The sequence below is a fragment of the Franconibacter sp. IITDAS19 genome, from assembly GCF_023079515.1.
GTDB classification, from domain to species: Bacteria; Pseudomonadota; Gammaproteobacteria; order Enterobacterales; family Enterobacteriaceae; genus Franconibacter; species Franconibacter pulveris.
In genome coordinates this window covers 69,638-90,092 of record NZ_JALJCP010000002.1, presented here as the reverse complement: position 1 = coordinate 90,092, position 20,455 = coordinate 69,638, and the positions used below count along the sequence as shown (strand labels likewise).

The window sequence follows — 20,455 nt, the reverse complement described above, 5'->3', positions numbered from 1 at the left end:
CCGATGGTATAAAATCTATACTTAATATCAATTACGCACTTTGCTTATACCAACGATAAGTGACTATATCGCCATGCAAGATAGAGATAACAACTGCCTGAAAGACATCGGAAAAACCCGACCAGTGTTAGAAAACATCACCAATAAATGGTCGATATTAATTCTTACGGTGCTGTGTACTGAACCTTGTCGGTTCAATGAAATTCGCAGACGCCTGAACGGGATTACTCATAAGGCGCTGGCCGATGCGCTGAAACGACTGGAGCGCAACGGTTTAGTCAATCGTCAGGTTCTGCCAACCTCTCCTGTAAGTGTGGAATATTCTATTACGCCGCTGGCGCAGTCATTGCAGCAGCCTTTTGCGGCGCTGACGAATTGGGCGCTGGAATTCGGTCCGGCCATGGAATTAGCTCAGATTGAGTACGATCGTGCTCATGCAGATGAAAAATTAATGCGCGACTCCGCCTGACCCCCTGAATCATCACAGAGGGCAGCGGTGGCCTGCCACGGGGGTAGTGAGAAATTATGAAGGCGCAGATTTATGATGAGTCTGGCCTTTATCGGTTACTACTACATTGGTTACTGCTGCATTGAGACAACGCGGGCCGCCAGGGTCAGGACGTACTGCGCAGTAACCCTGCCGTGGTCATTCCGGCAATGCAAAAAATCGGTGGCGGCAGGAGGTCAAAAATGCGGGCTCTCCGTTTTGTGCCAGAAGCGGTCCTTCGCACTATTTACGCCATGCAGCCTGTCGAGCGGCTGCTTGCGTTAATTCCAGTCGTCGGCACGTAGAGTGAGCGTCAGCGCGTGACGGCGCCCAGGCGAGCATCGAACGGCACACATCCCCTGGTCATCGCCGTTCTTAAACACTGTCACGGTGACACTCCCCCCGTGATTTTCTGCAACCCGTTGAACAAAAGGTTGCCCGGATGCAGAACCTGTTCCCATCGTGCAACCGGGTTACTTACCGGAATGCATCGACATCTGCTGGGCGGACTGCAGGTGCTGCTCAACGACCGGCGTATGCGCGTCGGCCAGCGCCTTCACGTCCGAATCCTTGATACTTCCGGCGTCACGCTTAAGCGTTGACAACACCATCTGGTGGTCTTTCGTGCCAGCGTTTTCCATATACATCTTGTTAAAGGCGTCGCCGCTCTGCTTTTCCAGCTGGGCAGCCATGGCCTTATGACTGGCGTCCGGCTGAGTCGGCAGCGTTACGCCTTTTTGCTGTGCGACCGTCTGTACTTTGGTCAGGGCGGCGCCATGGTCGTCGACCATCTTCTGCGCGAAGGCTTTGACATCGCTGCTTTGGGCCTTGCTCAGGGCTATCTTAGCGGCAGCGATTTCATTGATATTGGCCTGCGCCATGTCCTTTAACGCTTTTTCGTCGCCGGCGCTGAGCTTAGCGCTCGATTCGCTCTGGCCTGCGGCGCTATTTTGCGCGGCGCTCGTCGCCTGCGCTTGCACGCCGGCAGTGCTGAACATTGCTACAACTGCCGATACGGCCAGCAGCCCTTTTAACGTTTTATTCTTTTGCATTTTGTTCTCCTGAGGGTCATAGGTAAGGTTGGCGGCAGGTTAGTTACTGCGCGCAGCCTCGTCGATAAATAACAACTGCAATGGTCAGTATAGTGCATCAACAATTCGAGACAGCAGGTTACGCCAAATCTTCCACGGAGGACGACAGGAAATAACGACAAAAGCGAAGCGGAAATTACACAATTCGGCATTAACGGCGAAAGCCGGATTTAGGGCATGAGCGCGCCGACGCACACCTGCTCCTCGCCTGCCGGGACGCAGGAGCCTCACTATCTGCGGCGCCAGGAGAAGCATTACGGGCTATATGCGCAGGAATCGTGTATGGTGGCTGCCCCTCCATCAGGAATTATTCAATGTCACAACGCAAAGACGCAAAAAATAGCCGTAATTATCTCGTGAAATGTACCTGCCCTCATTGCAATCAACAGTCCGAACACAGCTTCTCCCGGGTTCAGAAAGGCGCAATGCTCATGTGCCCTCGCTGCAGTAAGCTTTTCAGTCAAGGTAAAACTGCTTTCGCTTAATCCCCTGTCGGGTCATTAACGCCCGGCTACAGCACAACGCGCCCCCCTTAACACAGAGTGAGTCACGGTGACCTGATGCTCAAAGCAGGCGCCAGTGCGGAACGCCTACCGCAGCCCGGCCTGTGGGTTTGGTTCGGGGAGTTCGACAAGCGTTGCGCAAGAATTGTCAGAAAAAACCGGGCTGTCGCCCGGCTTTTTACTTTCGCGCTACCCTGCTTACGTCCTCAGCCCAGGGTTTTCCGCCCAGGCTTGATAAGCGAAGGGGGACGACGCCCGCTCAGTGAAGCGAACTCGCGCGTTAAGCAACCAGTCAGTCAATGCGCTTAGTTACCTGTCAGAACGGCCGTTTTTTGTGGGTACCACCAGGCGGAGAATGAGGGACGAATCTCATCCATGCCTGGCTGACCATTAATAAAATCGTCGGGATAGTAGCCAAGGCTGTTGGCGCCGCTTATCTTCAGTTGGTCCATCCATTGCGCCAGCTGTTTGCCACTTATCCTTCCCTGGTTTTCGGTCTGCAGCCAGTTTCTTGCCTGGAGTTCAAAAATGGTTTTGCGCAGCGCATCAGGGTGCTGATTCACGGCCGTCACCATGCTATCGAGCCAGGCGCCGCTTTCGTTAAGCGGCACGCCTTCCCTCAGCGGCATCGCCATCGGGGCCGTCCAGTCGTAGGTGGTGAGGAAGTCGTTGAGGTTTTGCGCATACCGGGATTCGCTCTTCGGATCGAGCACCGGCATGGCGTAGATATTGCGCGCCGTTCTGACTTGCGGACCGCGAATCGAATGGACGGTTTCTGTTAACGATTGAGTGAAATCGATAAGCTCCCGGCTCTTGAATCGCGTCCAGCGCGCAAATTCCTGCGGGTTGTTGCGAATGTCCGTAATCGTCCCTTTAAAGCCCGCCTGATGATAGGCGGTCATGGCGTCCGGGCTGGCGTCTTCAAACTCCGTCAGCAGCGCGTCGTCATGGAAGAGAATACCGGCAAAGTTGGAATAACGGGACAGGTCTTCATAGATTTCGGTGATGCGCTGGCGCGCCACGGCGTTGAAGGGCGACAAGCGTTGGTACTTTTTCGGGTCCACTTTCACCGTACCGGTTTTCGGGTCCCAGGCCTGCACACGCGGCAACGACTTATCCAGACTGAAGGCCAGCACCGGCATCGAGGCATAGACTTTCGCCCCGGCCCGGGTTTGCAACTGCCACGCCACAAAGTTAAAGAGATCGGAGCGGACCGGCAGCCAGCGGTTCTTGAAGTATACCTCTCTCACCGTACCGTCGCCCGCCGGGTCGGCGTACGCCTGGAGAAAAACATGTGACGCTCTCATGTCATAAACGCGCTGGATAAGCTTGTCGATGTTCTTTTTCTGCTGCGCCGGGTTCGGGTCGTAAACATCATCCAGATCGATATGCATCGCCCGCATGGCGTTAGGCTCGCGAACGTCTATTATGCCCTCCGCGAAGTTTTCGAGCGAAGGGTTGCCGTTAATAAGCTGGCGAGGAATGCTGTCCAGATTGTTCACATTGCCAAGTCCATCCTCCAGGGTAAAGGCCATCTGATAGCCATGCTTTTTGATTATCGACAGCGACACGCCGTTGGCCGCGCCATAAGGCCAGACCCAGGCGCGCGGCGCCTTGCCGGTCACTTCCTCAATTTTGGCGGTGATCGTGGCTACGTCCTTATCGATACGCGCCTGATACTCTTCATCTGTCTCATACTGGCCGGTCTTTTTGTTAAACATGCGGTTCGCGGCCGCAGGCTGCGAGCTGCCCTGCGGGTTAGCCACGCCGCCATAGTGCGAAGCCCAGGTATGCGAACCGATCTCCACCAGCGGCGAGCGGCTCACTTCGCGCACCATATCCCAGGTGGCGAACTTCTCACGGGCGGTCGGCAGGCCGCCGAAATCGACCTTTTTGTTCTCCGGCGTGCTGACCCAGATGCCGACTGGCGCCCACAGGGCGGGCCAGTTATAGGCTTTCAGCAGCGGCCAGACGCGGGTATAGAAACTGCTGTAGCCGTCATCGAAGGTCAGCAGCACCGCTTTTGGCGGCAGGGGCGCGCCGCCGTTGCGGGCATCCAGGATCTGCTGCACGCTCACCGGCCGGTAGTCGTTGCGCTTAAGCCAGACCATCTGATCGTTGAGCGCGCTGGTACGCACTGACATGTAGCGCTGGTCCGCCCCGTCGTCTTCCACATCGTGATAGGCAATCACGAGAAAGCGGTTAGGCGGCCAGGGGCGGGACGCTATTGTCTCAGGCCTCTTCGCCGGGGCGACAAAGCGCGAATTTACCGAATGGCTACAGGCGGTGAGCAACATCCAGGCTGCAATCAGCAGACTCGTATGCAGTACATATCTCAGCATGATAAGGCCCTCACATCTCATGTTTTTTCAACGGATACGGGCTGCTGCATTCACTTGCGACGCGGCGGCACAATGTGCTCTACGAGGGGCAGCTTCGTCGTTGTTAGTTGTGTTAAAACCGGACATAGCGTCCGGCTGCGGAAGTGGTATGACTCTGCTTGCGCGTTATTCCATACGCAGCAGCCTGCATTTGAATGGGTAGACAGCTCAGGAGGATATTGTGATGGTGAATGTCTTATCGTTTTACGGCCAGAGCTGGGTCTGCGACACACCCGCCAAGCCTGGCATCATCAAATATGACAGGGCTTCACGGTGTGTTCAGCAAGTGAAACTGGCTGAAGGATATGCGTTGCTAACCGGGGTGGCACTAATAGAAACGTCTTATTCATGGCAGGCTCCGTCCAGGAGAAAAGTCTTACCAGGTAGTTTCATTAGCGGAGTTCATTGTCGATGACGGTTTTGCGACGGTCTGAACGCCGCCCCCGGGTTTCGCTACAACATGTTTTCCAGGATATTAAAACTGCGCGGCGCATTGCTTATTAAATGATGTACATACGAAGATATTGCTTTTTAATTGCTGCTGACAGTGAGCTAACGGCCATGCGCCAGAAACGGACAGGGCGCGACTCAACAATATTACGCGTTGAGCAACAGGTTAATTCAAAAAGACAAACACCGTTCAAACGCAGAACATGTTTTTTTATATAACGCTTGTGAACGCATTACGTTTTCCCAAATAGTATTATGGCCAGCCCCGGAAATAGTCAGCAGTTCCTTTCTGCAAGCGCGAGAAGCGCAAGCCACGAGTTTATCGGGTATTTCAGCCGGAATAATTGCGTCATTCTCTGCGGCAATCACAAGCAAATTCCCGGTGAACTCAGCGGCTATCGACCAGGCGTCCGTTTCTTCCCAGCTTCGGAACTTGCGTATAATTTCAGAAAAATCAGGACCGAATTTAACCTTACAGGCTAACGGTGAATAAACGCCAGGGACCATGAGGATAAGAGAGTGGAGTTTGATTGTTTTACTAAGATGCAGAGCGTTATAGGCTCCCATGCTTATCCCCATACAGCCTGTAATAGGTTGATCATGAAAAGCAATAACCGCTTTTGCCTGCATAGTACGGCTAAAAAGAGAAGACGCATGAATATCACCGCCTGTCTCACCATGACCTATAAAGTCAAATAACGTCGTGCCAAAGCCTAACGTGTCCATCAGCGCACGATATTTATAGAAAACCTTTCTATCTTTACCGCCGCCATGGAGCATCAGGATATGTCCATTACGCCCGAAAGTACTTTCAGCACAAATCGTCGTCCCCTGGAAAGGCACCTTGAAAGAGCGGCTTAACATCATAAAAGGATATTTTTTGAAGTATTGATTTCTTTGTTTTATCAAACATGATAGTCAACTGCAATCCAGCGCCAACCGGAACCGTCTGCCGACGCCAGCAGCCTGCTGCGCTGGCGGCCAGGGCTATCCCTGCGGCGGTCGGCGGCCTTATTTCGCTGCTGGCATACGGCATTATTATTTACGCCATGGCGAGCGCGCCGCTGGGAGCCGTATCGGCGCTGCCTGAAACCAGCGTGCTGTTTGCCGCGGTACTGGGTTATCTGTTTCTCGGCGAAACGCTGACGTTGAGAATAATAGCGGCGTGCGCAGTGATTGTCGCCGGCACACTGATAATGGGTTAAATGAATCAGGAGAACTAACGATGTCACATCCGACAATAGCATTGATTGGGCCTGGGGCGATTGGCACGACCATCGCCGCGATGCTGCATGAAGTGGGCCGTGCGCCGTTACTTTGCGGGCGTTCTGCGCATCAGCGCTTACTTTTGCGTTACGACGGGGCCGACATCGTTGTTCCAGGCCCGGTATTAAACTCTCCGACATCTATCAACTCGCCCTGCTTTCTGGTCTTTGTCGCCGTGAAAACCACGCAGAACGCCGACATCGCCGGTTGGCTAAGCGCGCTGTGCGATGAAAATACGGTCGTCTGCGCGCTGCAAAACGGCATCGAACAGAAAACCCAGCTTGAACCCTGGGTCAATGGCGCAACGGTGTTGCCATCAGTGGTCTGGTTCCCGGCTCAGCGCGAGCCGGATGCGTCGGTCTGGCTGCGCGCCAAACCGCGTCTGACGCTGCCGGACCTCCCCCAGGCAAACCGTGTAGTTGATGCGCTGAGCGGCTCGCGCTGCCAGGTCGAACTGGCGGCGGATTTTTCCTCCGTGGCCTGGCGCAAGCTGCTGCAAAATGCGGTTGCTGGTCTGATGGTGCTTGCGAACCGCCGCGCCGGTATGTTCTCCCGTGAAGATATCACCGGGCTCTCCCTGGCGTATCTGCACGAGTGCCTCGCTGTCGCCCGTGCCGAGGGGGCGGTGCTGGACGACAGGGTGGTGCAGGAGATCGTAGAGAATTTGCAGCGTGCGCCTGCGGATTTAGGCACCTCGATTCTCGCCGACCGTCAGGCCAACCGCCCAATGGAGTGGGATAGCCGCAACGGCGTGATACAGCGCTTAGGTCACGCGCACGGCATCGCCGTGCCCATCAGCGATGTGCTGGTTCCCCTGCTGGCGGCTGGCAGTGAAGGGCCGGGTTAAGGCGCAGAAGCAGCCGGTTCATAAACCGCTATCAATCAATAGCATCTTTAACCGGGACTGTTGGCGCTACTACAGTTTAATGGAATATCCTATGAAAGAGCTTATTAAAGCGCGTTTACTTCTGGCGGACCTGAAAGAAATCGATAAGCATTATGAAGAGACAGGTTTTAGCACTATGACAAGTATCGTCATGTTTAAACAGGTGCTTATCGCTACGGCCAACCTGGTTGATTTTGAACAAAAAATCAAGCCGCTTTATGCTAAGCATCGCCACCTGTCAGCCTCATACCGCGACACAGCCAGAGAGTTTGAGTTTGCTAAGTACCTAAGAAATAAATTTGTCGGACACATCAAGCCCGAGCTTATTGAAAAAGCGGTAGAATGGCGGCCTGAGCTAAATTACCTGCTCAAGAGAGACGATGCGCTGAGCATGTATTTCATGAATTTATTTGTCCTGGAAACAGCCATAAATACCTATGTTAACGTTGATGGAACCCATAAAGTTTTTGATTCCAACATACACCTGATTTACACGCCCGATCTGGACAGGTTCGTCGTTTTCCTGACTGGTATTGTCAAAGCGGGTATAGCCTATCTTCAGAAGCTCATCGCGACACTGAGCAAAGACATTCAGTTCCCTGATGAAAATAAAATGGATTTGAAACTATGGGTTGCCGCAGGCAGGACGGAGTTCAAGTTCATCAGAAAATAGACTTGCCATATAATAACTTCCGATATCCATACTGATCCTTATTAGCGCTGGCCTGGGAATAACGGATATTGCGGGCCGTATTCGTAGTCGTGCGGGTCTGGCTCAACTGTCCAAAAAGGACGCCCGCTAATGGTCTTCGGGCCGCGCTCGTTTACGATGTCCTCTACGTCTTGGATATGATCCGGCATTGTTGCCAGTAAAATTTGATCTTCGGGTGTCAGCGTCACAGTTGCACCGTTGAGACGGCTATAAAGATCGGCAAACTTTTTACCCGTGCCGTGTAATCGGTGCTCCGCTACGCTGCGAATTGCATGCAAGTCCAGCTCCGCCGCTTCCATGCGATCCATGTATAACTGCATTTCCTTACGTAGTGCGCTCAATTCGCGGGCTTTAATAAATCCGTATGCGTACCCGCTCAGGGCGATAACTACAATGATTGCTGAAACTGCCATTTGTTTACTCTCCAGTGGTAGCTGTCTTTTCGGCTCTGCGTCTCGTTGATGTGGTAACAGGGCGCAGTTTGGAGGTGAGCTAAACGTATAATAATTTGCGATATCCAAACTGCCCCCCCAAATAGTGCCTGAACAGCATAAAGCCGCTTGTATACCAAACACACTTAAGGCCGGGTTATTCCGTAAAGGTCAGCAAAACCGAGCTGTCCGTTTTAGCTATAAAGGCGCTTATTGAACTTCCATCCTTAACCCAGCGTTTACCGAAAACGGGATCGTCGGATTGACGGTAGCCTAACGATATCAGGTAGTTTTCCAGCGCGCTGGTGGCAACGTCCGGCTTATACTCAATTTCATCAACTTGCGGTGAGTTGCCGTCGGCAGCACGGTAATGAATAACGCGAGCGTCATCCAATTGCGGCGCACTTTTGATTGAATCCGGCGCAAGTAATTTGAATTTCAGCCAGTCCGTCTTTGTGTAATCGGCACTGTCAGAAAGCATCACTGAGCCAATCTGGTAGAGTGGAACCATAAGCAGAATGATAACGGCTATAAGTGCGCCCTTTAACTTTATGCTCATTTATATTCCCTCATGGGCGCGTTCCCAATATTCATATGCGCCCCGTTATTGGTTATCACCTTCACCGCACCGTCAGAAAAGCTATTGTAAGGGGTAATAGAGGTCATAAACGCAGGGAGTGAACCAAAATAAGGTTTAGCGTTGTTGCCTGCTGTTGGGGCCGGGAAAAGGAGCGGGCGAAACATCTTATTTTTGTAATTCCCGATCGGGCCATAGTGATCCCATCGCTTGAGCGCGTCCTCTTTGCTGACAATCCGTAACTGCGCGAAATAATTCATTGGCCGTACTACGCGGTAAAAACCCAGCAGGTCCGATACCAGGTCTTCTGCGCTGTATCCGCTATCCGTTGTCCAGCTAAAGGGTAAAGACGCCTGAAGAGATTCAAATTGCGTACCCGTTCGCATCATCATTGCCAGAACTATGCTGTGTTTGACCTGTTGGCTTAATCCTTTTCTTACCGACCAGCGGATATGGCGCCCTATCCCCACTGCGTGACGAAACTTATACATCGACTGCGAATAAATCACCTCGTAGTAGTCGCTTGCGCCTTTCTCGCCAGCCTCCATTTGCGCTAGCGTCCTGCGAATGTCTTCCCCACCAGCATGACCTAAATCTATCCAGCCCAACACTTCCGAATATACCAGGCCGAATTTGGCTACTGGCAGCTTAGAAAGCTCAATGATATCCCCTCTTTTACTCACCGGTTTTCCTCCATTATCGCGGTTGGTTTATTGTACGTTTGCTCGGATTATAAAGAATGCAACCCGCTCTATTTAAGATAAATCTCACCTATGGTGTAAGTGCTTTACCGCAACTGTTTGCTGGTAAAGCAGCGTTAACTTCTGCGCTGGTTCGCCGTGTTCCGGCAGCGCTGGAACTGGCGCAGCTTAATTTAGCGCATGCCAGCGTTCGGTCACCGGTTGCGGGCTATGTCACCCATCTTCGGCTGCGCCCTGGCGACTACGCCACGGCGGGAGAAACCAAAGTCGCCATTATTGATGCGCACAGTTTCTGGGTAGTGGGCTATTTCGAAGAGACCAAACTGCGTCATATTCGCGTGGGCAACACGGCGCACATTTCGCTGATGGGCCAGGCGCCAGCGATTGCGGGTCATGTGGAGAGTATCGGTCGTGGAATCGGTGACAACAATGACGAGACGGGCGGGCTCGGCCTGCCGGATGTTGAACCGACATTTAGCTGGGTGCGGCTAGCGCAGCGCATCCCGGTTCGCATTCACATAGACACGTTGCCGGAAGGTGTCGAACTGGTCGCGGGATTATCCGCCAGTATAGCCATCACGCCATAATCACACGCCCCTCCGTTTTCGCGAAAAGCGGACTTAACACCTCGGCTGACCCTCTTAAACAAGAGAACGCCTCCATCGCCAAACGACAGAGGCGTTCTTGCAAAGCCAGACGAGAAAAGAGCCTGACCCGACGCCGTAGCGGCTTAATGCAAGCAGCAGTTTTTATACTTTTTGCCGCTGCCGCACGGGCACGGGTCGTTACGGCCCACTTTCGGTTCGGCGGTCACCGGCGTTTGCCGCATTTCAGGCTGCGAGCGCCAGTATTGATAGAGCTGCAACGCGGCCGGTCCGATGGCGTGCTGGCTCTGCGCGTACGCCTGCTCCGTCATCTGCTCAAGCGTTTGCACATTCTCTTGCTGGCCGTGCAGGGCGATGGCGTCCAGCGCCGGTTTCATCTCCTGTGCAAGCGTTGACCAGTCGTCCAGCGCCACGCCGCGCATGTAGCCGAAACACCAGTCTTCCACCACCACATACTCCCGGCCGTTTTCTTCACGGTAGCCAAACAGCGGTTCGAACTGGTCCGGCGCATCGCTTAAGCGATCGGCGATATCGTTCATATGCTGGAACGTCAGGTTCATAAAGCGCGTCATCTCGCGCTCGGAAGACCAGCGCGGGATGTGCTTCTCGCCGCCCCACAGCGCCGTCAGCCACTGTTCGGGCTCTATTTCACGCGGGCCGGAGAGCAGCGCCGTGAGCATGCCGTCCAGCTCAGACACATCCAGCACGGCATCGTCGTTGCCATATTTCGCCAGCAGCTCGTCCAGCCATTCCAGCTCTTTTTCGTTAAGCGGACCTTGATTCATAAATCTGCCTCCTCAGGCGTGTTGACCTTTTTTCGGCATCTGCCGCTTTCCTGTTAAAACGGGCGGGATGATAAACGCATTGCGCCACAGAGAAAAGGCGCGCAGCTCAGCGCGTTGCGGCGGTTGTACATATCGTTACAGGCCGATACCAATCTCTCACTGAAACCATCCGCACCGCCGCTTATAGTCTGTCCCTACGCCCGCGCTTGCGGGCATACCGCGTTCGCGGTTATCCCGTATTTCAGGAGGCCGGAATTATGCGCCGTTACCGGTTTGAGTTCATTCTGACGTTACTGATTCTGTGCGGCGTCATTGCTGGCGTTTTCTATTTATAAGCGGGCTAGTGCGCTGATTTTATTCCCGCTTTCACCGCGTCCCGTCTATAGTTACAGGGCAGGGTTACTTCTATAATCATAATTGCCCACCAGAGAGTGATATGCATAAAACCGTTGTCTTATTGCTGGGAACGTTTTTTTTGCCGGTCTTTTTCGCCCGTGCGGATGTCGGCGAAGCGCCGGAGGCGGCAAATGAGATCGCCACGCTTTTTTTTGGTCATGACGACCGTGTGCGCGTTGAAAAGCCCACAGACGCGCCGTGGGACGCTATCGGCCAGCTGGAAACCGAAAGCGGCAACCTGTGCACCGCCACGCTTATCTCCCCTCACCTTGCCCTGACCGCCGGCCACTGCCTGCTGACGCCGCCGCGCGGCAAAATCGACAAACCGGTGGCGCTGCGCTTTGTGTCGCTCAAGGGCCGCTGGCGCTATGAAATCCATGATATTGAAGGTCGGGTTGAATCGTCGCTGGGCAAGCGTCTGAAAGCGGACGGCGACGGCTGGATCGTGCCGCCTTCCGCCGCGCCGGATGATTTCGGCCTGATTGTGCTGCGCAATCCCCCGTCCGGCATTACGCCGCTGCCGCTGTTTACCGGCGATCGCGACGCGCTGACCGAGGCGTTAAGCAATACGGGGCGTCGCGTTACCCAGTCGGGTTACCCGGAAGATCATCTGGAAACGCTCTACAGCCACCGCGATTGTCTGATAACCGGCTGGGCGCAGCGCACCGTGCTTTCTCACCAGTGCGATACCCTGCCCGGCGACAGCGGCTCGCCGCTGATGCTCAATACCGGGACAGGCTGGCAGCTTATTGGCGTGCAAAGCTCCGCGCCGGCGGCGAAAGACCGCTACCGCGCCGATAACCGCGCTATCTCAGTGACCGGCTTCCGGGAGCGCCTCGAGGCGCTCGCCAGCCGCTAGCGGTTTATCGCCCCGCTCCCGGCGCAGGCGCAGCAGCGCCTCTATCGGCATCGGCTGGCTGAAATAGTACCCCTGCAGCGCATCGCAGCCCGCCTGGCGCAGCAGACGTTTTTGCTGTGCGTTTTCCACCCCTTCGGCGGTAACCGCCATGCCGAGCGCGGTGGCGATGCGGATAGTGCCGCTCACCAGCGCGGCGGCCTGCGGGTCGCTATCCACCCGTCCCGCCAGGGATTTATCAATCTTGATAGTATCGAAGTTAAAGCGCCGCAGATAACCGATGCTGGAATAACCGGTGCCGAAGTCATCCAGCGCGATGGCGGTGCCAAAGCTTTTCAGGTTGGCGATGGCCGCCGCCGCCCGTTCCGGGTTCTCCAGCACGTAAGTTTCCGTCACTTCCAGCTGCAAGCGCGCCGCCGGAAAATGGTTCTCGCGCAGCCCGCGGGCAACCTTGTTTTCAAACTCCGGGTCGCGAAACTGGGCGGGTGAAATGTTCACCGAGAGCTTGAGATCGTAAAGCGGCTGCAGATCGCGGCAGGCGCGGCGCAGCACAAATTCCCCCAGCGCGTGGATAAGCCCGCAGGTTTCGGCGATGCCGATGAACGTATCGGGCGGCAGCGGCCCCGCCGGGCGGCGCGGCCAGCGCATCAGCGCCTCCACCCCCGCCATTTTCCCGCTGCAGGCGTCGACGATGGGCTGATACCAGACTTCAAACTCATCCCGCTCCAGCCCGCTGCGGATCTCGTTCTCGACGCGAAGCTGGAACTCGCGCACCCGGTTGAGTTCCCCGTCATAATGCATCACCCTGCCCTTGCCGTTGAGCTTGGCGTGATACATGGCGATATCGGCCCGGCGAAACAGCTCTTTGCTGGTGCAATCCTGCAACGAGCCGGAAGCGATGCCGATGCTGGCGCTGAGGTGAATAACCCGCTCCCCCAGCCGCACCGGCGCGTTCAGGCTTTCAAGCACTTTATTCGCCCAGACGACGGCTTTTTCGTGCGCCGCTTCCCCCTCCTGCAACATGGCGAACTCGTCGCCGCCCATCCGCGCCAGCATGCCGCCTTCCGGCACGTGCTGGCGAAAGGCATCGGCAAGCGTGACAATCAGCTGGTCGCCGGTATCGTGGCCGTAAATATCGTTGACATCCTTAAAGCCGTCGAGATCGACAAACACCACGCTTATCACTTCACTTTCAGCGCGCTGGCTGCTTTGCGCCATCCGCTCTATCAACGCCCGACGGTTCGGCAGGCGGCTTAGCCAGTCCAGCCGCGCCACTTCCCGCGCCCTTTTCTCGCCGCGCGCCAGCCGATAGAGCCCAACGCTGCTGAATAAAATAAACAGCAGGATCAGCCCCACGGCGGTGATCACGATTTGAATAAAATTGCCGGAAGAGGCTTTCGCCGCTTCGACGCCTGGCTGCGTGGGCCGCCAGTGCAGGTAGCCGAGGGTTTCCCCCGCCGCGCTTTGCAGCGGCACGCTGGCAGGCGACGTTTTTTGGGCAGTAAACGTCAGGTCCGACGCCTGGAAGGTTTCCCCAAGCTCGCGCAGCAGACCGGGGTTTACGTGACGGGTGAGCAGTAAATAGCGCCGCGTCCTTTCTCCTGCCTGCAACGGCCCGGTTACCGGACGCACCAGGCCAATCGCCACGAAGGCGACGCCTTCCCGGGTGCGGGTGAGGCCGGAATAAACGACCTGCTTATCGCGCAGCGAACCGGCGTGCTGGCGGATAATCGCCCCCAACCCCTCGCCGAAAAAATCGAGCCGTTTTTCGCTTGCCGTCGCCCCCCTGAATGCGCCCCAGAGTACGTGGAAATGTTCATCAAGAATAAACGTGCCGTCATAGAGGTTGCCGACTTTAAATCCGGTGCCCCAGGTGCTGTAAAGCCAGCTTTCATTAAGCGTCGGTCGATAGAGCTCTCTCGCGGCGTCGTCCCAGACGGCGTTATCGATGACCAGCGCCGACATTTTATTGACCGTGGTCTGAATGGCGCCGTTTACCGAAAGCGCGGTGCGATGTTCGTCTATCTCGTTCGTTTTACTGCTGATTAAGTTGAGTGAAAGGTACAGCAGCGTCACCACGGAAAAAATCAATCCAACGCCCGACAGAAATATCATCACAAAAAGCGCCCATGCGCTGGGCACCATACGACCCCGGAACGGCTGATGCATCGGTTTTCTTTTTCTCGCTTCCGACAACTTTTTCAGAATTCATATATATACATTAGCAAAACATCGTTCCAGCTAATCTATTTAACCGTAAGCGAGACGTTTCGCCGTCACGGAGTTCTGACGGCGATCACATCAGGCGAGCTTAATCACCACCATACCAACCAGCAGCAGCGCGAGCCCCGCCCAGCCTTTGCCGTTAAGACGCTGGCCAAACAGCACCCAGCCCGCCGCGACAGTCGCGGCGATGCCAAAGCCGCCCCACAGTGCGTAAGCCACTGACAGTTCGATGCCTTTTACCGCCTGCCCGAGCGCCGCGAAGGCGCAAAGCACCGCCGCCAGCGACAGCACGCCGTAAACCGGGCGTCGAAAACCGTCTGAAAGCTTAAGCCAGATATTGGCGATAATTTCGAGCGCGATGGCCGCCAGCAGCCAGGCGCCATGGATCCATTCAAACGCCATGCTGCACCTCCTGCGCTTTTTGCTGTCGGGTGCCGGTTTTAATCAGCGCAATTCCGCTAAGTAATATCACCAGACCGATAATTTTATTTACCGACAGGCTCTCATTAAATAACAGCACGCTGAAAAGCGTAATTAACACGATGCCGACGCCTTCCCACATGGCGTAGGCAACGCCGAGCGCGATTTTTTTAACCGAAAAGGCGAGCAAAATATAAGAGAGGGAAATCATCACCATCATTAAAATAAAACCTGCCGGCGAATCGCCCTGACTTGCCCATTTTAATGACAGCGTGCCGGTTATTTCGGCCACAATGGCCAGTGCTAATAAAATCCAGTAAAACATGCTTTCTCTCCTGCTTGAGAAGCGCGCCTGTAACCTTTCGCCACAGGGCAAAAATTGATAGAACCAAGCGGTAAGCCGCATCGCCAGACGGCGTGGGCAGAAGAAAAAGGGACTACAGCGCGCTGCGCCAGTGCTGCTCGCCGTGATGAAGAGAAAATGAAATTGAAGAGGTGAAAAGCGAAGCGTTCTTCCTGAATAACCTGCTCATATAAATTCAATTTATCCGCGATGTTGCTTCTCGTCGTTGCGGATGAAAATTGTCTCCGGTAGTTAAACACACGGTAATTAATAACATGCGGCTTTGCTTAACTCAACTTTCTTGCATTTCTTTACGTTTGAGCTATTTCTCAATGACGCCTATTATTTTGTTAATATCTTTTTATAAAAATGTTTTCGTCAGACCGTTTAAGTTTGCTCTTTTCAGCGCTGAGTAATTCCGTTCGTTTTTCCCTGTGTTTTTAACGTCTCAATGGATGCGCTTTTTCTTTGCCGTCCCGCTCATCTTTTGCGCAGGAAACTAAACTCAATGAGATAGTTTTCAGGGCGCGCCGTGCGGGGCTCCTTATGTTTTCTTTTTCGAGGTTAGTTTATGGGCAGAAAAAATCTGGTTAACGCCACCATCGTCATTACGGGCGCCTCCAGCGGGTTTGGGCGCGGCGCGGCGATACGGTTGGCGGAAATGGGCGCAAACGTGGTGCTGGGCGCCCGGCGCGAGGCGGAGCTCAAGGCGCTCGCCGCCGATATCACCGCCTCTGGCGGCAAGGCGCTGGCGGTGGCGGTGGACGTGAGCGACCCGGAGCAGGTGGCGACGCTTGCAGACAGCGCCATCCAGCGCTTCGGTCATATTGATATCTGGATAAACAACGTCGGCGTGGGGGCGCTGGGCTTTTTCTGGCAGATCCCGGTCGCCGACCACGCGCGGCTTATCGACGTCAATCTGAAAGGGCTTATCTACGGCGCGCATGAAGCTATCAATCATTTTATTTCGCAGGGGTTTGGCGTGCTGGTTAACGTAGGCTCTGTGGACAGCGAAGTGCCGCTCGCCTACCAGGCTTCTTACGCCGCGTCCAAAGCGGCCGTGCTGAGCCTGAGCCGCACGCTGAATGAAGAGCTGCAGCTCAATCAGTTCAAAGAGATCAAAGTAGCGACCGTCATGCCCTGGGCGGTAGATACCCCCTGGTGGACGCACGCCGCTAATTATACCGGCCACGCGCCGCGCATGGCGGCCATGGATGACCCGAAAATTGTCATCGACGCGCTGGTGGAGGCCTGCCTGAACCCGAAAGAAGAGATGCCGGTAGGCTGGAAAGCCCACGCCTCGACGATTTCCCACAACCTCTTTCCGGATACGACGGAAAAAATGTCGGCCACTGTCGCCCGGCGTTCAATTGAAAAAGCGCAGCCGCAGCCGCACAGCACCGGCGCGATTTACGAGCCGATGAAAGGCACAGCGACGATTGAAGGCGGCATCCGGGCGCGGATGAAGCAGGAGGATGAAAAGAAATAAGCTTTCAGGAAAGCACGCGACCGCCCGCTGCGGTCGCTGACGGACGCGGCGCTTTACGCCGCGATACCCGGGCTGCGTTTTCTGTTTTACGCCTCTTCAGTGTTCTGGCGGTATTCAACGTGGCGCTTACCCCCTCCAGACAGGCGCTTTACCCGCCGAAATGCCCTTATCATTAATATGCCATTAAACCGGCGGCGTTGTTTCCGCCCGCCCGTTAAGGCGAAAGTAAATATGCTTTTCGTCTGATAACCCGCCGCTCAAAATAGCGCCGCGCGTTTCTCACTTTTTTATCTTTGATTTTTTATTTTTTATTTCAAAGGGTTATTTTTATCGTCTGGCTAAAGCGAAGCGGCAGCCATTGCTAATCGCGGCGAGCCAATTATACTGGTTATACATACAGTATAAATAATCAGGCCGTTAATATGGATTGGTATAAGATTGACGCCTCCGCTTCACTTGATTTGCCGTTTTATTTAGAACGGATTTCCGCCGGCTTTCCCAGCCCGGCGCAGGATTACCTGGATGGCGCGATTGACCTGGTGCGCCAGCTGGTCCCGCATCCTTCCGCCACCTATGTGCTGCGGGTAACGGGAGACTCCATGCGCGACGCCGCGATAGTTGAAGGCTCGCTGCTGCTGGTGGATTTCAGCCTGCAGCCGCGCCATGGGGATATTGTGGTCGCCCGTCTGGATGACGGTTTTACCGTCAAGCGCCTGCAACTCTGGCCCCGCCCTCGCCTGTGGCCGGAAAACCCCGCCTACGCCCCGATCCCGCTGCATGAAAATGCGAACGTAGAGATAATCGGCGTGGTGACAACGGTTATTCAGACGCTGCAAAACCCGGTGCGCGCGCGTTAGCATGCCGGGGCGTTCGGGCAAGGCCGACCTGAAAGGGCGTAACGGGAGATGAGGGATAGTCAGGCGGCGGCGCTGTTTGCCCGCCGCGCCCCTCAGACCTCAACGGAGCGTAATTTATCGCCGTAAGCGCCCGTCGTTTTCTCGCTTTTCTTTTTGTCGGTGATAATCATGTCGATGTCATCAATGCCGCAAACGTGCGAAAGCGCGCGATAGCCAATTTTCGACGAATCCGCCAGCACCACCCGCGTTTTAGCCGCCTTAAGAATGGCCATTTTGGTTGGCAGCTCAATCGCATTGACGTTAGTGATGCCCGCTTCGGGATGCACCCCTTCTGCGCCAAGAAAGGCCCAGTCGGCGTAAACCTCGCCGAATTTTCGCGTGGTGTCCGGGCCCACCAGCGTATAGGAGTTGCCAACGACCGCGCCGCCGGTGACGTTCAGGTTAATGGCCGGATACTGGCTTAACAGCATCGCAATGTTCAAATCGTTGGTGATGACCGTCAGGTTCTTTTTGCTGGTGAGCTGTTCGGCCAGTTCATAGACCGTTGAGCCGTTATCCAGAATCACCGACTCTCCATCCGCAATAAGCGAAGCGGCATATTTGCCGATGGCCGCCTTCTGCTCATGGTGGCGATGTTTACGGATGCTGTAAGGCGTATCCTGCTCTTCCGATAAGAGTACGGGCAGCACGCCGCCATGCGTCCGGATAATTCGCTGCGTTTTTTCCAGATGAATTAAGTCCCGGCGGATGGTCGAGCTGTCCACAGCAAAGGCTTCCGCCAGCTGGTTGGCATTCAGATAGCCCGTCGCACTCAGCAGGGAAAGGATCTTCTCCCGTCGCTCTTTTGCCTGCATTACTCCCTCCCTTGCACAGTTAAGTGCAGTCGATTTTACCACATTATTCAGCCAGGTAGCCCTTGCGACCGCGCTTTTAACGAGTTGTCTCACAAATCAGTAATAAGTTAACCCTATCACATAATCGATATCGTGCATTGACTTGCACGATATCGTGCATATAGGGTGTAACGGTTCTGTTAACGTTATGAAGAGGTTTCCATGTCTACGCCCTATGAAAATGATATCGCCATGCAGCCGCAAGCCATCAACGCGCAGCTCGCCAACCCGCTGCCGCAGGCGCTGCATGATGTGCAGCTTGCCAGTTACGACCGGATAATCCTGACCGGGATGGGATCGTCTGACTACGCGCTGATTCCGGTTGAGCGCGCGCTGGCCAACCGCGGCTATCCGGTCTGGCGGATTGACGCCGGCCGGTTGCTGGATATGCCCGGGCTTATCACCGAAAACACCCTGCTCTGGGCGACGTCCCAGTCCGGGATGAGCGGCGAAGTGGTCGCATTGCTGGCGCAGGGCAACCGTCCGCGCACGCTGATTGGCTTAACGAACGATCGGGAAAGCGTGCTGGCCAAAAAGGCGGATATCCTCGTTACGCTGGAGAGCGGCGATGAGGCGACCGTCAGTTCTAAAAGCTATCTCAATACCCTGATTGCCTGCCACCGGGCGCTCGCCGTCCTGCTGGGCGAAGACGACGCGCAAGCCTGCGCCGCGACAACGCATGTGCTTGCCGCAGTGCAGTCGCTGGTGGGCGACAGCGAGTCCGTGGTTGATATGGCAGAGCAACTCTTCACGGCCCGCCGCCCCCGCATTGCTTACATCGGCACGGGATCGTTTGCCGCCAACGCGTTGACCGGAGCGCTCATCACCAAAGAGGCATCGAAAGTCAGCGCCGAAGGGTTTATTGGCGGCGAGTTCCGCCATGGCCCGCTGGAAACCTCCGGCGAGGGTATGCTGGCGGTATTGCTTGGCAAACCGGGCGACGAAACGCTGGAAAAACTCGCCGCGGAAATGCTGGCGAACGGCACCCAGGTGGTGACCATCGGGTCGGCGCCTTATGCCGGTTCGCGGCTTTTGTCCGTGCCGGAGGGCGACGAACTGGGCCAGCTGCTGTGCGGGTTTATCTACATTGAACATCTGACGGTCGCGCTGGCGAGAAAGAACGGCTTTATCCCGGGGCATTTCCTCTATGGGCAAAAAATTACGGTGGCGGTATGAATCCTTCAACGTCAACGGTAACGGCGGGTATCGATCTCGGGGGCACGGGCACCCGCATCATCATTCGCGGTGAAGAGGGAACGATAAGCACACGGACGGTTCCTACCGTCCTGTTCAGCAACATCGAACAAAGCCAGCGCGCGGGGGCGCTGGCATCACACGTGCTTGAGCTGGTCCCGCCCGGCATGACGCTTGTCAGCCTCGGCATCGGCGCCAGCGGCCCCGTCGATACCGACGCCGGTGTCATTACCAATAAAGATACGCTTGAATGCTTCTCCTTTTTCCCGCTTGTGGAAGCGCTTCGCAACCACCTGCAGGTCAAGGTCAGCATTGATAACGACGCGGTTGCCGCGGTGCTTGGCGAATATCACTTCGGTGCGGGCATCAACAGTAAACGCCTGCTGATGGTAACGCTTGGCACGGGCATCGGCGTCGCGCTGCTGGAAAACGGCAGGCCGTTTCGCACCAGCAACGGCGCGCATCCGGAAGCGGGACATATCCCGATTTCCGGCAACCCTGCGCCCTGTTACTGCGGGTTGCACGGCTGCTGGGAAACGCTGGCGTCGCGAAGCTGGCTTCAGCAGAACCTCGAGAGCCTGCTGCCGGGCATCGCTTTTGAAAAGCAGGATCTGAATTTTTATCGCGAGATGGCGGCGCAGCGCGACGAGGTAGCGGCGCTGTTTCACCGCTACGGGAATTATCTGGGCCGGGGCCTGGTTACCTTATTAACGCTATATGGACCCGACCTGACTATCCTGAGCGGCAGCGCCGCCCATTATTACCCGCTGTTTAAAACGGGGCTTGAACAAGCGTTAACCCGCTCGGAAGCCTATGCCGTTAATACATTGATCGTACCGTCTGAATTAGGAGACGTTGCTGGCGCGCTGGGCGCGACGGTTATTCCGTCTTTGAACTAAAACATCT

General features: G+C 55.3%; 21 protein-coding genes and 1 pseudogene. 11 read left to right on the top strand and 11 right to left on the bottom strand.

Annotation, left to right across the window (positions count from 1 at the left end):
- The first annotated feature begins 73 nt into the window (after positions 1 to 73).
- The gene (locus MT962_RS06345) at positions 74 to 469 is read left to right on the top strand and encodes a helix-turn-helix domain-containing protein (RefSeq protein ID WP_024557124.1); all 396 of its coding nucleotides are present in this window, start codon (positions 74 to 76) and stop codon (positions 467 to 469) included.
- A 491-nt stretch (positions 470 to 960) separates the two neighbouring features.
- Here the strand turns inward: MT962_RS06345 and MT962_RS06340 are convergent, their stop codons facing one another.
- Positions 961 to 1,539 carry a DUF4142 domain-containing protein gene (locus MT962_RS06340; RefSeq protein ID WP_247365191.1) on the bottom strand — a complete coding sequence of 193 codons (579 nt, stop codon included), beginning with the start codon at positions 1,537 to 1,539 and terminating at the stop codon, positions 961 to 963.
- Positions 1,540 to 1,892: 353 nt separating this feature from the next.
- Between MT962_RS06340 and MT962_RS06335 the strand changes: the two genes are divergently transcribed.
- Positions 1,893 to 2,063 (top strand): YnfU family zinc-binding protein, encoded by a 171-nt coding sequence (locus MT962_RS06335; RefSeq protein WP_217490491.1) that lies wholly within the window; start codon positions 1,893 to 1,895, stop codon positions 2,061 to 2,063.
- 323 nt (positions 2,064 to 2,386) lie between these two features.
- Here the strand turns inward: MT962_RS06335 and pgaB are convergent, their stop codons facing one another.
- Both pgaB and MT962_RS06325 read right to left on the bottom strand, forming a co-directional pair.
- Complete coding sequence (gene pgaB / locus MT962_RS06330; RefSeq protein ID WP_281732648.1) at positions 2,387 to 4,423, bottom strand: poly-beta-1,6-N-acetyl-D-glucosamine N-deacetylase PgaB; 2,037 nt, start codon at positions 4,421 to 4,423, stop codon at positions 2,387 to 2,389.
- Between the two features lie 660 nt (positions 4,424 to 5,083).
- Positions 5,084 to 5,821 carry an alpha/beta hydrolase gene (locus tag MT962_RS06325; RefSeq protein ID WP_247365190.1) on the bottom strand — a complete coding sequence of 246 codons (738 nt, stop codon included), beginning with the start codon at positions 5,819 to 5,821 and terminating at the stop codon, positions 5,084 to 5,086.
- A gap of 2 nt (positions 5,822 to 5,823) precedes the next feature.
- On the opposite strand from MT962_RS06325, the gene MT962_RS06320 reads away from it, so the two are divergent.
- From MT962_RS06320 to MT962_RS06310, 3 genes are all read left to right on the top strand, one after another.
- The gene (locus tag MT962_RS06320) at positions 5,824 to 6,117 is read left to right on the top strand and encodes an EamA family transporter (RefSeq protein WP_247365189.1); all 294 of its coding nucleotides are present in this window, start codon (positions 5,824 to 5,826) and stop codon (positions 6,115 to 6,117) included.
- 20 nt (positions 6,118 to 6,137) lie between these two features.
- Positions 6,138 to 7,025, top strand: a complete 888-nt coding sequence (locus tag MT962_RS06315; RefSeq protein WP_247365188.1) for an oxidoreductase — start codon at positions 6,138 to 6,140, stop codon at positions 7,023 to 7,025.
- A 91-nt stretch (positions 7,026 to 7,116) separates the two neighbouring features.
- The gene (locus tag MT962_RS06310; protein ID WP_247365187.1) at positions 7,117 to 7,737 is read left to right on the top strand and encodes a hypothetical protein; all 621 of its coding nucleotides are present in this window, start codon (positions 7,117 to 7,119) and stop codon (positions 7,735 to 7,737) included.
- 41 nt (positions 7,738 to 7,778) lie between these two features.
- On the opposite strand, the gene MT962_RS06305 is transcribed toward MT962_RS06310, so the two are convergent.
- The 3 genes from MT962_RS06305 to MT962_RS06295 form a co-directional block, all read right to left on the bottom strand.
- Complete coding sequence (locus MT962_RS06305) at positions 7,779 to 8,189, bottom strand: hypothetical protein (protein ID WP_247365186.1); 411 nt, start codon at positions 8,187 to 8,189, stop codon at positions 7,779 to 7,781.
- 175 nt (positions 8,190 to 8,364) lie between these two features.
- Positions 8,365 to 8,766, bottom strand: coding sequence for a hypothetical protein (locus tag MT962_RS06300; protein WP_024559266.1), 402 nt, complete (start codon positions 8,764 to 8,766; stop codon positions 8,365 to 8,367).
- On the bottom strand, positions 8,763 to 9,467 hold the full coding sequence (locus MT962_RS06295) for a hypothetical protein (RefSeq protein ID WP_247365185.1): 705 nt from the start codon (positions 9,465 to 9,467) through the stop codon (positions 8,763 to 8,765). The genes MT962_RS06300 and MT962_RS06295 overlap by 4 nt, the downstream gene beginning before the upstream one ends.
- A gap of 164 nt (positions 9,468 to 9,631) precedes the next feature.
- Here MT962_RS06295 and MT962_RS06290 point away from each other — a divergent pair.
- Positions 9,632 to 10,072 (top strand): annotated as a pseudogene (locus tag MT962_RS06290) (HlyD family efflux transporter periplasmic adaptor subunit); the annotation flags it as partial.
- Between the two features lie 143 nt (positions 10,073 to 10,215).
- Here the strand turns inward: MT962_RS06290 and MT962_RS06285 are convergent.
- Positions 10,216 to 10,875, bottom strand: a complete 660-nt coding sequence (locus MT962_RS06285) for a YecA family protein (protein WP_048887835.1) — start codon at positions 10,873 to 10,875, stop codon at positions 10,216 to 10,218.
- Positions 10,876 to 11,311: 436 nt separating this feature from the next.
- On the opposite strand from MT962_RS06285, the gene MT962_RS06280 reads away from it, so the two are divergent.
- On the top strand, positions 11,312 to 12,130 hold the full coding sequence (locus MT962_RS06280; RefSeq protein ID WP_024560824.1) for a serine protease: 819 nt from the start codon (positions 11,312 to 11,314) through the stop codon (positions 12,128 to 12,130).
- Here MT962_RS06280 and MT962_RS06275 read toward each other — a convergent pair.
- From MT962_RS06275 to mdtJ, 3 genes are all read right to left on the bottom strand, one after another.
- Complete coding sequence (locus tag MT962_RS06275; protein WP_024560825.1) at positions 12,083 to 14,296, bottom strand: bifunctional diguanylate cyclase/phosphodiesterase; 2,214 nt, start codon at positions 14,294 to 14,296, stop codon at positions 12,083 to 12,085. The genes MT962_RS06280 and MT962_RS06275 overlap by 48 nt on opposite strands.
- A 132-nt stretch (positions 14,297 to 14,428) precedes the next feature.
- Positions 14,429 to 14,755: a multidrug/spermidine efflux SMR transporter subunit MdtI gene (mdtI, locus tag MT962_RS06270; protein WP_024555451.1), complete on the bottom strand. Its 327-nt coding sequence runs from the start codon at positions 14,753 to 14,755 to the stop codon at positions 14,429 to 14,431.
- Positions 14,745 to 15,098 carry a multidrug/spermidine efflux SMR transporter subunit MdtJ gene (mdtJ, locus tag MT962_RS06265; protein ID WP_024555450.1) on the bottom strand — a complete coding sequence of 118 codons (354 nt, stop codon included), beginning with the start codon at positions 15,096 to 15,098 and terminating at the stop codon, positions 14,745 to 14,747. The genes mdtI and mdtJ overlap by 11 nt, the downstream gene beginning before the upstream one ends.
- 589 nt (positions 15,099 to 15,687) lie before the next feature.
- On the opposite strand from mdtJ, the gene MT962_RS06260 reads away from it, so the two are divergent.
- Both MT962_RS06260 and umuD read left to right on the top strand, forming a co-directional pair.
- On the top strand, positions 15,688 to 16,605 hold the full coding sequence (locus tag MT962_RS06260) for an SDR family NAD(P)-dependent oxidoreductase (RefSeq protein WP_024555449.1): 918 nt from the start codon (positions 15,688 to 15,690) through the stop codon (positions 16,603 to 16,605).
- A gap of 422 nt (positions 16,606 to 17,027) precedes the next feature.
- The gene (gene umuD, locus MT962_RS06255) at positions 17,028 to 17,462 is read left to right on the top strand and encodes a translesion error-prone DNA polymerase V autoproteolytic subunit (protein WP_024555448.1); all 435 of its coding nucleotides are present in this window, start codon (positions 17,028 to 17,030) and stop codon (positions 17,460 to 17,462) included.
- 92 nt (positions 17,463 to 17,554) lie between these two features.
- Here umuD and MT962_RS06250 read toward each other — a convergent pair whose 3' ends face one another.
- On the bottom strand, positions 17,555 to 18,316 hold the full coding sequence (locus tag MT962_RS06250; protein WP_024555447.1) for a DeoR/GlpR family DNA-binding transcription regulator: 762 nt from the start codon (positions 18,314 to 18,316) through the stop codon (positions 17,555 to 17,557).
- 201 nt (positions 18,317 to 18,517) lie between these two features.
- Here MT962_RS06250 and MT962_RS06245 point away from each other — a divergent pair, with 201 nt between their 5' ends.
- The gene (locus MT962_RS06245) at positions 18,518 to 19,531 is read left to right on the top strand and encodes an SIS domain-containing protein (protein WP_024560982.1); all 1,014 of its coding nucleotides are present in this window, start codon (positions 18,518 to 18,520) and stop codon (positions 19,529 to 19,531) included.
- Complete coding sequence (locus MT962_RS06240; RefSeq protein ID WP_024560983.1) at positions 19,528 to 20,448, top strand: ROK family protein; 921 nt, start codon at positions 19,528 to 19,530, stop codon at positions 20,446 to 20,448. The genes MT962_RS06245 and MT962_RS06240 overlap by 4 nt, the downstream gene beginning before the upstream one ends.
- Positions 20,449 to 20,455: the final 7 nt, after the last annotated feature.

What these genes read in the sequence shown, in the direction of transcription:
- MT962_RS06340 (WP_247365191.1), bottom strand. Translation starts at nt 1,539, where the DNA reads ATGCAAAAGAATAAAACGTTAAAAGGGCTGCTGGCCGTATCGGCAGTT.
- MT962_RS06240 (WP_024560983.1), top strand. Translation starts at nt 19,528, where the DNA reads ATGAATCCTTCAACGTCAACGGTAACGGCGGGTATCGATCTCGGGGGC.
- MT962_RS06320 (WP_247365189.1), top strand. Translation starts at nt 5,824, where the DNA reads ATGATAGTCAACTGCAATCCAGCGCCAACCGGAACCGTCTGCCGACGC.
- MT962_RS06285 (WP_048887835.1), bottom strand. Translation starts at nt 10,875, where the DNA reads ATGAATCAAGGTCCGCTTAACGAAAAAGAGCTGGAATGGCTGGACGAG.
- MT962_RS06260 (WP_024555449.1), top strand. Translation starts at nt 15,688, where the DNA reads ATGGGCAGAAAAAATCTGGTTAACGCCACCATCGTCATTACGGGCGCC.
- MT962_RS06315 (WP_247365188.1), top strand. Translation starts at nt 6,138, where the DNA reads ATGTCACATCCGACAATAGCATTGATTGGGCCTGGGGCGATTGGCACG.
- MT962_RS06300 (WP_024559266.1), bottom strand. Translation starts at nt 8,766, where the DNA reads ATGAGCATAAAGTTAAAGGGCGCACTTATAGCCGTTATCATTCTGCTT.
- MT962_RS06310 (WP_247365187.1), top strand. Translation starts at nt 7,117, where the DNA reads ATGAAAGAGCTTATTAAAGCGCGTTTACTTCTGGCGGACCTGAAAGAA.
- MT962_RS06305 (WP_247365186.1), bottom strand. Translation starts at nt 8,189, where the DNA reads ATGGCAGTTTCAGCAATCATTGTAGTTATCGCCCTGAGCGGGTACGCA.
- MT962_RS06335 (WP_217490491.1), top strand. Translation starts at nt 1,893, where the DNA reads ATGTCACAACGCAAAGACGCAAAAAATAGCCGTAATTATCTCGTGAAA.
- MT962_RS06280 (WP_024560824.1), top strand. Translation starts at nt 11,312, where the DNA reads ATGCATAAAACCGTTGTCTTATTGCTGGGAACGTTTTTTTTGCCGGTC.
- MT962_RS06250 (WP_024555447.1), bottom strand. Translation starts at nt 18,316, where the DNA reads ATGCAGGCAAAAGAGCGACGGGAGAAGATCCTTTCCCTGCTGAGTGCG.
- mdtI (WP_024555451.1), bottom strand. Translation starts at nt 14,755, where the DNA reads ATGGCGTTTGAATGGATCCATGGCGCCTGGCTGCTGGCGGCCATCGCG.
- MT962_RS06245 (WP_024560982.1), top strand. Translation starts at nt 18,518, where the DNA reads ATGTCTACGCCCTATGAAAATGATATCGCCATGCAGCCGCAAGCCATC.
- MT962_RS06345 (WP_024557124.1), top strand. Translation starts at nt 74, where the DNA reads ATGCAAGATAGAGATAACAACTGCCTGAAAGACATCGGAAAAACCCGA.
- pgaB (WP_281732648.1), bottom strand. Translation starts at nt 4,423, where the DNA reads ATGCTGAGATATGTACTGCATACGAGTCTGCTGATTGCAGCCTGGATG.
- umuD (WP_024555448.1), top strand. Translation starts at nt 17,028, where the DNA reads ATGGATTGGTATAAGATTGACGCCTCCGCTTCACTTGATTTGCCGTTT.
- MT962_RS06275 (WP_024560825.1), bottom strand. Translation starts at nt 14,296, where the DNA reads ATGCATCAGCCGTTCCGGGGTCGTATGGTGCCCAGCGCATGGGCGCTT.
- mdtJ (WP_024555450.1), bottom strand. Translation starts at nt 15,098, where the DNA reads ATGTTTTACTGGATTTTATTAGCACTGGCCATTGTGGCCGAAATAACC.